Annotated in this window: 10 protein-coding genes; 9 read left to right on the forward strand and 1 reads right to left on the reverse strand. The window is 66.2% G+C overall.

All coding sequences use genetic code 11. The features are described 5' to 3' along the window. Positions 1 to 94: 94 nt before the first annotated feature. Positions 95 to 508: a VOC family protein gene (locus ACOI1H_RS21790; RefSeq protein WP_422440127.1), complete on the forward strand. Its 414-nt coding sequence runs from the start codon at positions 95 to 97 to the stop codon at positions 506 to 508. Here the strand turns inward: ACOI1H_RS21790 and ACOI1H_RS21795 are convergent. Further along, the gene (locus ACOI1H_RS21795; protein WP_422440128.1) at positions 505 to 939 is read right to left on the reverse strand and encodes an FKBP-type peptidyl-prolyl cis-trans isomerase; all 435 of its coding nucleotides are present in this window, start codon (positions 937 to 939) and stop codon (positions 505 to 507) included. The two genes, ACOI1H_RS21790 and ACOI1H_RS21795, sit on opposite strands and share 4 nt — an antisense overlap. Positions 940 to 1,057: 118 nt before the next feature. Here ACOI1H_RS21795 and ACOI1H_RS21800 point away from each other — a divergent pair, with 118 nt between their 5' ends. From ACOI1H_RS21800 to ACOI1H_RS21835, 8 genes are all read left to right on the forward strand, one after another. Further along, complete coding sequence (locus ACOI1H_RS21800; RefSeq protein WP_422440130.1) at positions 1,058 to 1,735, forward strand: haloacid dehalogenase type II; 678 nt, start codon at positions 1,058 to 1,060, stop codon at positions 1,733 to 1,735. Continuing rightward, entirely contained in the window at positions 1,735 to 2,550 is an 816-nt protein-coding gene (locus ACOI1H_RS21805) for an alpha/beta fold hydrolase (RefSeq protein ID WP_422440132.1), read from the forward strand. The genes ACOI1H_RS21800 and ACOI1H_RS21805 overlap by 1 nt, the downstream gene beginning before the upstream one ends. Then, positions 2,547 to 3,527 carry a threonine ammonia-lyase gene (locus ACOI1H_RS21810; RefSeq protein ID WP_422440133.1) on the forward strand — a complete coding sequence of 327 codons (981 nt, stop codon included), beginning with the start codon at positions 2,547 to 2,549 and terminating at the stop codon, positions 3,525 to 3,527. Before ACOI1H_RS21805 ends, ACOI1H_RS21810 begins: the two co-directional genes overlap by 4 nt. Before the next feature lie 56 nt (positions 3,528 to 3,583). Beyond that, positions 3,584 to 4,387, forward strand: a complete 804-nt coding sequence (pcaD, locus tag ACOI1H_RS21815; protein WP_422440135.1) for a 3-oxoadipate enol-lactonase — start codon at positions 3,584 to 3,586, stop codon at positions 4,385 to 4,387. Positions 4,388 to 4,389: 2 nt separating this feature from the next. Continuing rightward, positions 4,390 to 5,622 (forward strand): TCR/Tet family MFS transporter, encoded by a 1,233-nt coding sequence (locus ACOI1H_RS21820; RefSeq protein WP_422440137.1) that lies wholly within the window; start codon positions 4,390 to 4,392, stop codon positions 5,620 to 5,622. Positions 5,623 to 5,657: 35 nt separating this feature from the next. After that, on the forward strand, positions 5,658 to 6,740 hold the full coding sequence (locus tag ACOI1H_RS21825; protein ID WP_422440139.1) for an alcohol dehydrogenase catalytic domain-containing protein: 1,083 nt from the start codon (positions 5,658 to 5,660) through the stop codon (positions 6,738 to 6,740). A gap of 45 nt (positions 6,741 to 6,785) precedes the next feature. Next, positions 6,786 to 8,015 (forward strand): mandelate racemase/muconate lactonizing enzyme family protein, encoded by a 1,230-nt coding sequence (locus ACOI1H_RS21830; RefSeq protein WP_422440140.1) that lies wholly within the window; start codon positions 6,786 to 6,788, stop codon positions 8,013 to 8,015. A 64-nt stretch (positions 8,016 to 8,079) separates the two neighbouring features. After that, the gene (locus ACOI1H_RS21835; RefSeq protein ID WP_422440142.1) at positions 8,080 to 8,679 is read left to right on the forward strand and encodes a TetR/AcrR family transcriptional regulator; all 600 of its coding nucleotides are present in this window, start codon (positions 8,080 to 8,082) and stop codon (positions 8,677 to 8,679) included. Positions 8,680 to 8,838 lie beyond the last annotated feature (159 nt).

Genomic DNA, 8,838 nt, shown 5'->3' on the forward strand with positions numbered 1-8,838 from the left:
ATTACTGGTGCGTTTGATACATAAGGCCGGATATTTTTGACCAAAAGAAGGTGGGTGCGGTAGGCTCGTAGCGTGGTTTCAACAGGGATTCGCCATGCGCATGATTTTCGTCAACCTGCCCGTCAGCGACCTCGCTCGCAGCCGTGCGTTCTATGAAGGCATGGGGTTTTCTATCAACCCGCAATTCTCGGACGACGAGGGAGCCTGCGTGGTCATCTCCGACACGATATATCTGATGATCCTGACCCGCGCAAAGTTCGAGGGTTTTGCACCGAACCCCGTCGCCGATCCGCGAACTACGACCGGGTCGCTGATCGCGCTGTCCTGCGACAGCCGCGAGGAGGTCGTGGCGATGGTGAACGCCGCACTAACCAACGGCGGCAGCGACACCGGCAAGGTGCAGGACATGGAAGGCTTCATGTACGGTCGCAGCATCTGCGACCCCGACGGCCACGTGTTCGAACCCTTCTGGATGAATCCCGCGGCCGTCGAAGGGCAGCCGGCTTAGGCTGCCTTGATCTCGACCATCTCGATCGCAAAGGTCAGATCCTTGCCCGCAAGCGGATGGTTGGCGTCCAGCGTGACCTCGCTGTCAGTCACGTCGGCGACGGTCACGGGCACGACCTGCCCCTGCGGGGTCTGCATCTGCAATTGCGTGCCGACCTCGAGCGGGATGTCCGCCGGAATGTCGGTGCGCGGGATCGCCTGACGCGCCTGGTCATTGACGGGGCCATAGGCCTGTTCGGCAGGCACGTTGACGGTCTTGGCGTCGCCCACGGTCATGCCGGGGATCGCGGCGTCGAGGCCCGGTATGATCGCACCGGTGCCGATCTGGAATTCCAGCGGATCGCGGCCTTCGGAACTGTCGAAGACGGTCCCGTCGGTCAGGGTGCCGGTATAGTGAATGCGGACGGTGTCGCCCTGTTTTGCAGTCGTCATGTTGCGTCCTTTCGGTTCAAAATCCGGTAGAGGCTAACGAATCGAGCGACGGGATGCAAACCGCTTTGCCTCCCGACGTCCTGCGTGCAACTCTCCGCCGATACGGACCGGAGGGACCATGATCATCACGACCTGCATCTTCGACGCCTATGGCACGCTGTTCGACGTCAATTCGGCAGCCCGCCGCGCCGCACAAGAGCCCGGACAGGACCGCCTTGCCGATGCCTGGCCGCAACTGGCGCGGGACTGGCGGCAAAAGCAGCTTGAATACAGCTGGTTACGCGCCGTGGCCGGGCGGCACTGCGACTTCTGGCAGGTGACGCAGGATGGACTTGATTGGGCGATGGAAGCGGCAAAGCTGGAAGACGCCGCCCTGCGGGACCGCCTGCTGGCGCTCTACCGCGAACTGGATGCCTTTCCAGAGGTTCCGGCCATGCTGACCGCCCTGAAGGCCAAGGGCCTGAACACCGCCATCCTGTCGAACGGATCGCCCGAGATGTTGCAGGCCGCCACAGCGTCAGCGGGTCTGGCGGCGCTGCTGGACGACGCGCTGTCAGTCGAGGCCGTGGGCGTCTTCAAGCCGCATGACCGGGTCTATGACATGGTGGGCCAACGCTTTGGCTGCGACCGCGATCAGGTGCTGTTCGTCTCGTCCAACGGCTGGGACGCCGCGGGGGCCGCGGGATACGGATTCCGCACCGCCTGGGTGAACCGCACCGGCGCGCCCGTCGATCGCCTTTATGCGACGCCGCACCATGTCCTGACCGACCTGACCACGATACCGGACCTGACCTGATGCCCGATTTCACCGCCCTGGACGGCACCCGCCTGCATTACGCCGATGATGGCACCGGCCTGCCTGTGCTGGCACTGGCCGGATTGACGCGCAACGGCAGCGATTTCGACCATGTGGCCCCGCATCTGGATTGCCGGTTGATCCGCCTCGACTACCGGGGCCGCGGCCAGTCGGACTGGGCTGATCCCGCCACCTATACCGTCCCGGTCGAGGCGCAGGATGCCCTGGCCCTGCTCGATCATCTGGGGCTGGAACGCGCCGCGGTCCTCGGCACCTCGCGCGGGGGGCTGATCGGCATGACGCTGGCGGCCACCGCCCACGACCGTCTGCTGGGGTTGGCGCTGAATGACATCGGTCCGGTGATCGATACCGCCGGTCTTGACGTCATTCGCGGCTATGTCGGCAGGAACCCGGCACAGCGGACCCTTGCAGAAGCCGCCGCATTTCGCGACCGGCACTGGACCGGGTTCAAGGGCGTGCCGATGGACCGCTGGCTGGCCGAAGTCGCGCAGCATTACGCGCAGACCGACGAGGGCCTGGTGATCCGCTACGATCCGGCACTGGCAACGACACTGGGCGATGGCAAGACCGGGATGCCGGACCTGTGGCCGATCTATGACGCCGCCGCCGGACTGCCGCTGGCCGCGATCCGGGGTGCGAACAGCGATCTGTTGTCGGCTGACACCTGGGCAGAGATGCGACGTCGCCGCCCGGACGGCCTCTTTGTCGAAGTCCCCGACCGCGGACACGTCCCGTTCCTGGACGAACCGCAAGCGCTGACCGCCCTTCACGCCTGGCTGAAAGAAATGCAATGAACATCGACATGATCCGCGCCGCCGACCGCCGCCTTGACGGCCATGTGCGGCGCACGCCGCTGCTGTCCTCGCCCATTCTGGACGAGATCGCGGGCCGCCGCGTGCTGGTCAAGGCCGAATGCCTGCAACACACCGGCAGCTTCAAGTTCCGGGGCGGCTGGTCGGCGGTGTCCGCACTGGACGACGCCCAGCGCCGAGCCGGCGTGATCGCGTTCTCCTCCGGCAACCACGCGCAGGGTGTCGCCCTTGCCGCCCGCACGCACAATGCCCCCTGCGTCATCATCATGCCCGCCAACGCCCCTGCGGTGAAGATCGCCAATACCCGCGCCCTGGGGGCAGAGGTCGTCCTGTACGACCGTGCGACCGAGGACCGGGACGACATTGGCGACCGCCTGTCGGCAGAGCGTGGCCTGACCCTGATCCGACCCTTCGACGACGCGGAGGTCATCGCCGGGCAAGGCACCTGCGGGCTGGAAATCGCCACGCAGGCGGCGGCAGAGGGCATCACCGACGCCGCGGTTCTGGTCTGCTGCGGCGGTGGCGGCCTCACCTCTGGCATCGCGCTGGCACTTACGACGGATGCACCGGGTCTGCGGGTCCATCCCTGCGAACCCGCAGGCTTCGACGACGTGACCCGCAGCCTTGCCGCGGGGTCGATCCAGCGGAACGCCGCGCTGGAAGGGTCGATCTGCGACGCCATCGTGACGCCCCAACCCGGCAACCTGACCTTTCCGATCATGCAGCGTCTATGCGGTCCCGGTTTTGCGGTCAGCGACGATGACTGCCTGCGCGCGATGGCGCTGGCCTTTGCCCGCCTGCGCATCGTGATCGAACCGGGGGGCGCGGCGGCGCTGGCTGCGGCGCTGTTCCACGGCGACGCGCTGGACAGCGACGCGGTCATCGCCGTGGCGACGGGCGGAAATGTCGACCCCGTACTCTTTGCGCGGGCACTGGCGATGGACCCGCAGACCGCTTGACGTCCTGCGCGAATGCAAGTCTGTCTGACGACACGTGCAGCACGAGGGAACCAGCCATGACCGAAACCACCGTGACCCGTGGCGACATCACGATCCACTCCCGCGTCGATGGGGCGCAGGATGCCGACGCCCCCACGGTCGTCTTCGCCAACTCTCTCGGCACAACTCTCCATCTGTGGGACCCGGTCATGGACTTGCTACCCAAGGACATCCGCTACATCCGCTGGGACAAGCGCGGCCACGGCAAGTCCAGCGTGCCGGATGCGCCCTACACGATGGGCCAGCTTGTCGGCGATGCCGAGGCGGTCTGCGACGCGCATGGCGTGCGCGATTGCGTCTTAGTCGGCCTGTCCGTCGGCGGCATGATCGCGCAGGGTCTGGCGGTCAAGCGTCGTGACATCGTGCGCGCGATGGTGCTGTCCAACACGGGGGCCAAGATCGGCACACCGGCGATCTGGAACGACCGCATCGCGTCCGTGCGCAGTCACGGCATGGCAGCCTTGGCCGACGGCGTGATGCAACGATGGTTCGGCGAGGACTTCTACCAGACTCCCGCGATGGAACCGTGGGAAAAGATGCTGATCGACACACCCGCCGAAGGCTATATGGGCGTCTGCGCCGCGATCTCGGGAACCGACTTCTTCACCCCCACCAGCGGGTTGCGCCTGCCCACCCTCGGCATCGCGGGCAGCGACGACAAGGCGACGCCCCCCGATATGGTGCGAGAGACGGTGGACCTGATCCCCGGCAGCGACTTTCGGCTGATCCGCCGCGCGGGCCACCTGCCCTGCGTCGAAAAGCCCGAGGAATATGCAGGCATCCTGACCGACTTCCTGACCCGCACCGGCACTGTCGCCTGACCATGCCGCTGCCCGTCCTCTTCATCCTGATCACCGTCGTGATCGACGCGATGGGGATCGGGCTGATCCTGCCGGTCATGCCGGACCTGATCCAGTCCGTCGAAGGCGGCAGACTTGCGAATGCGGCGCTGTGGGGCGGTGTTCTGGCGACGGTCTTTGCAGTCATGCAGTTCCTGTTCGGCCCGCTGATCGGCGCCCTGTCCGACAGCCGCGGACGCCGGCCGGTGCTGCTGGTGGCCTTGGCCGTCATGGCGCTGGATTACCTGCTGATGGCTCTGGCACACACGATCTGGCTGCTGATCCTGGGGCGCATCATCGGCGGCATCACCGCAGCCACCCAATCGACGGGTGCCGCCTACATGGCCGACATCTCCAAACCCGAAGAGAAGGCCGCGAATTTCGGCCTGATCGGCGCGGCCTTTGGGGTGGGCTTCGTCATCGGTCCGCTGATTGGGGGCGGCCTTGCCATCTGGGGCGAACGCGCGCCGTTCTATGCCGCCGCCCTGCTGGCGGGCCTGAACTGCGCCTTCGGCTACTTCATCCTGCCCGAAACCGTCACCGACCGAATCCGCCGTCCGTTTGCATGGGCACGCGCCAATCCGCTCGGTGCGTTCCGGCACAGCGCCGCCTTGCCCGGCTTGGGCCGCCTGCTGGTCGTCACCTTCATCTACGCGGTGGCGTTCTTCGTCTATCCCGCGATCTGGGCCTACTACGGTCAGGCGCGGTTCGGCTGGGGGCCCGGCATGATCGGCCTGTCGCTGGCCCTGTTCGGCATCGGCATCGCCATCGTGCAGGGCCTGCTGATGAAGCCGATCCTGCGCCTGCTGGGAGAACGCAACACGGTCATCGCAGGCCTAGCCATCGACGTCGGCGTCTTCGTCGTGCTGGGCTTCCTTACGACGGGCTGGCTGGCGTTGCTCTTCACCCCGCTGACCGCATTGGGGTCGGTCGCCGGTCCCGCCTTGCAGGGCATCATGTCGCGCAAGGCCGCCGACAACCAGCAGGGCGAGCTGCAAGGCGTGCTGACCGGCGTGAACGCCATAGCCACCATCATCGCGCCGCTGGTGATGACGCAGACCTTCTGGCTGTTCACGGCCGTCAGCGCCCCGGTCTACGCCCCCGGCGCGCCGTTTCTGTTGGCGGCCGTTCTGGTCGCGCTGGCCATCGCCATCTTCGCGCGGACGCGAACGACACTGCCGGTGCCGCAATTTCCCGAACCGGGGCCAACCCCTTGACACGGACTGCCCGAAACCCCTTGCCAGAGGCCCCCATGACCCAGATCAAAGCCGCCGTCTGCCACGCCCACGGCGATCCCTTGCGGATCGAGACCGTCAACCTGCGCGCCCCCGGCCTGGGCGAGGTCGAGGTGACGCTGAAAGCCTGCGCCATCTGCCACTCCGACATCCACTTTGCCGACGGGGCCTGGGGCGGCACTTTGCCTGCCGTCTATGGCCACGAGGCGGCAGGCCACGTCACCGCCGTAGGCGACGGCATCCGAGGCGTGGCGGTGGGCGATGCGGTCGTCGTCACCCTGATCAGCGCCTGCGGCACCTGCGCCACCTGCGGATCGGGCATGCCGGTCCTGTGCGCCACACCGCCCGCCCATGACGGGCCGCTGACCACGCTGGACGGCGACCCCATCGTCCAGGCAATGAACAGCGGTGCCTTTGCCGAAAAGGTGGTGGTGGACCAAAGCCAGATCGTGAAGCTGCCCGCCGACATGGACCTCGTCGCCGCCTCGCTTCTAGCCTGCGGCGTCATCACAGGCGTCGGTGCCGTGGTGAACGCGGCGGGCCTGCGCGCCGGTCAGGACGTGGTCGTGATCGGCGCGGGCGGCGTCGGACTGAACGCCATCCAGGGGGCTCGCATCGCCGGTGCCCGCCGCATCGTTGCCGTCGACATGACCGAGGAGAAGCTGGCCATCGCCCGCGATTTCGGCGCGACCGACGGCGTGCTGGCCACGGTCGATGCACCTTGGCGCGTGGCAAAACAGGCGATGGGCAGGGGGGCCGATGTCGTCGTGGTCACTGTGGGTGCTGTCCCCGCCTATGACACGGCACCGAAATATCTGGCGATGGGCGGCAAGGTCATCATGGTCGGCATGCCCCATTCCGGTGCCATGTCGTCCTATGAACCCGTCATGATCGCCGCCACCGGGCAGGGCATGATCGGGTCCAAGATGGGCGATACCGTCATCGCCCGCGACATCCCGTGGCTCGTGGACCTCTACCAGCAGGATCGCCTGAAACTGGACGAACTGGTCAGCCGGACCTGGCCCCTCGACCGGATCAACGAAGCCATCGCCGACACCAGGACCGGTGCCGCCAAGCGCAACGTGATCGTCTTCGACTGACGCCCCCCGTTCATCTGGCCAAATAAACTCAAAACCCGAGGGTCCATGAAACTCGCCGACCTCGATATCATCGTCACCGCTCCCCCGGCCCCTGGCTGGGGCGGGCGCTACTGGATTCTCGTCAAGCTGACGACGGACACCGGCATCACCGGCTGGGGCGAATGTTACGCCAGCACGGTCGGCCCGGACGCCATGCGCACCGTCATCATCGACGTCTTCGCGCGCCACATGGCGGACGAGAACCCCGAAAACATCGACCTGATGTTCCGCCGCGTCTATTCCGCCGGTTTCACCCAGCGTCCCGACCTGACCGTCATGGGTGCCTGGTCCGGGCTGGAGATCGCGTGCTGGGACATCCTGGGAAAGGCCCGCGACCGCCCGGTTCATGCGCTGATCGGCGGACGGACCAACGACCGCATCCGCGCTTACACCTACCTCTATCCGCAGCCGCATCACCCGATGCCCGCCTTCTGGGCTGACGCCGACATGGCCGCGGAAAGTGCCTTGGCGCTGGTGGATCGGGGCTATACCGCCGTCAAATTCGACCCCGCCGGTCCCTACACGATCCGCGGCGGACACATGCCGTCGCTGCACGACATCGCGACATCGGTCGCCTTTTGCCGCACGATCCGCGACGCCGTGGGCACCCGCGCCGACCTGCTGTTCGGCACGCATGGCCAGTTCTCGACTGCCGGGGCGATCCGCATGGGGCAGGCCATCGCGCCCTTCGATCCGCTGTGGTACGAGGAACCGATCCCCCCCGACAACACGCACGAGATGTCCAAGGTCGCCGCCGGGGTGAAGATCCCCATCGCCACCGGCGAACGCCTGACCACCCGCGCGGAATTTGCCCCCGTCCTGCGCGCCGGGGCCGCCAGCATCCTGCAACCGGCCCTCGGCCGTTGCGGCGGCATATGGGAGGCGCGCAAGATTGCCGTGCTGGCCGAAGCCTACAACGTGCAGATTGCCCCGCACCTTTACGCCGGCCCCATCGAATGGGCCGCCAACATCCAGCTCGCCGCTGCGATCCCCAACATCCTGATGGCCGAGACCATCGAAACCCCGTTCCACTTCGCTCTGATCAAGCACAGCCTGCGCGTCGAGGACGGCTATATCCCCGTCCCCACCGCATCCGGTCTCGGGATCGAGGTGGACGAGACCCTCGCCCGCGCGCATCCGTACACCGGCACCGACCTGCACCTGGAAATGCAGGAAGCTTCCATCAGTTACCGCGCCCCCAACGTCTTTGCCGGCGGCGCTCCAACCAGCGACTGATCCCGTCTTCCTTGCAGCGCGGCTCTCGCCTATGGTTGAACCATGTTCACGAGGAGCTGACAGAATGGCCAGCAAGACCGAACAACGCCGCGAGGATCTGCGGCATCGGCTGATCGACAGCGCAGAGCGGACGATCATCGCGGATGGCCTTGCGGCCCTGAAGGCGCGGGCATTGGCGCAGGACGTGGGCTGTGCCGTGGGTGCCATCTACACCGTCTTCGACGACCTCGACGGATTGACGTTGGCCGTCAACGCCCGCACCTTTCGCCGGCTTGGTGCCTTCGTGCAGGACCGCACCGGCACCACCGGCACGCCGCAGGACCGGCTGGTCGCGATGGGAACCGCCTATCTGCACTTTGCCGCAGCGAATCAGCCGGGGTGGCGGGCGCTGTTCGATGTGGCGATGACCGACGACGGCCCGGTGCCGGACTGGTACCGCGCCGAACTCGCCGCCCTCTTCGCACAGATCGCCGCCCCACTGCGCGATCTTTTTCCCACCTGGCCCGCTCAACGGATCGATCTGATGACGCGGGCCTTGTTTTCTTCGGTTCACGGCATGGTGCTGCTGGGGCTGCAACGCCGGATCTCTGCCGTGCCATTGGATCAGATTGAGGCGATGATCGCGGTTCTGCTACGCAACGTGACCGCTGAAAATATCTGCTAAACCTATCGCATGAACAACGTTCACTGATAGGAGGACCCGATGTTCAAGACACTATACTCCGAGTCCTGCGGAAGCCGAATTTGGTGACTTGACGGCTGGGTTTGGAACGATTCAGCTATGCCTATGATCCGCCCCGGCTTTCTTTCCTCAGCAGACCGT

This window comes from Loktanella sp. DJP18, assembly GCF_049310965.1.
In the GTDB taxonomy this organism is placed as follows: Bacteria; Pseudomonadota; Alphaproteobacteria; order Rhodobacterales; family Rhodobacteraceae; genus Loktanella.

Bases quoted from the DNA above. Each gene is read 5' to 3' on its own strand.
- ACOI1H_RS21790 (WP_422440127.1), top strand. From the start codon at position 95: ATGCGCATGATTTTCGTCAACCTGCCCGTCAGCGACCTCGCTCGCAGC.
- ACOI1H_RS21825 (WP_422440139.1), top strand. From the start codon at position 5,658: ATGACCCAGATCAAAGCCGCCGTCTGCCACGCCCACGGCGATCCCTTG.
- ACOI1H_RS21805 (WP_422440132.1), top strand. From the start codon at position 1,735: ATGCCCGATTTCACCGCCCTGGACGGCACCCGCCTGCATTACGCCGAT.
- ACOI1H_RS21795 (WP_422440128.1), bottom strand. From the start codon at position 939: ATGACGACTGCAAAACAGGGCGACACCGTCCGCATTCACTATACCGGC.
- ACOI1H_RS21810 (WP_422440133.1), top strand. From the start codon at position 2,547: ATGAACATCGACATGATCCGCGCCGCCGACCGCCGCCTTGACGGCCAT.
- pcaD (WP_422440135.1), top strand. From the start codon at position 3,584: ATGACCGAAACCACCGTGACCCGTGGCGACATCACGATCCACTCCCGC.
- ACOI1H_RS21800 (WP_422440130.1), top strand. From the start codon at position 1,058: ATGATCATCACGACCTGCATCTTCGACGCCTATGGCACGCTGTTCGAC.
- ACOI1H_RS21835 (WP_422440142.1), top strand. From the start codon at position 8,080: ATGGCCAGCAAGACCGAACAACGCCGCGAGGATCTGCGGCATCGGCTG.
- ACOI1H_RS21820 (WP_422440137.1), top strand. From the start codon at position 4,390: ATGCCGCTGCCCGTCCTCTTCATCCTGATCACCGTCGTGATCGACGCG.
- ACOI1H_RS21830 (WP_422440140.1), top strand. From the start codon at position 6,786: ATGAAACTCGCCGACCTCGATATCATCGTCACCGCTCCCCCGGCCCCT.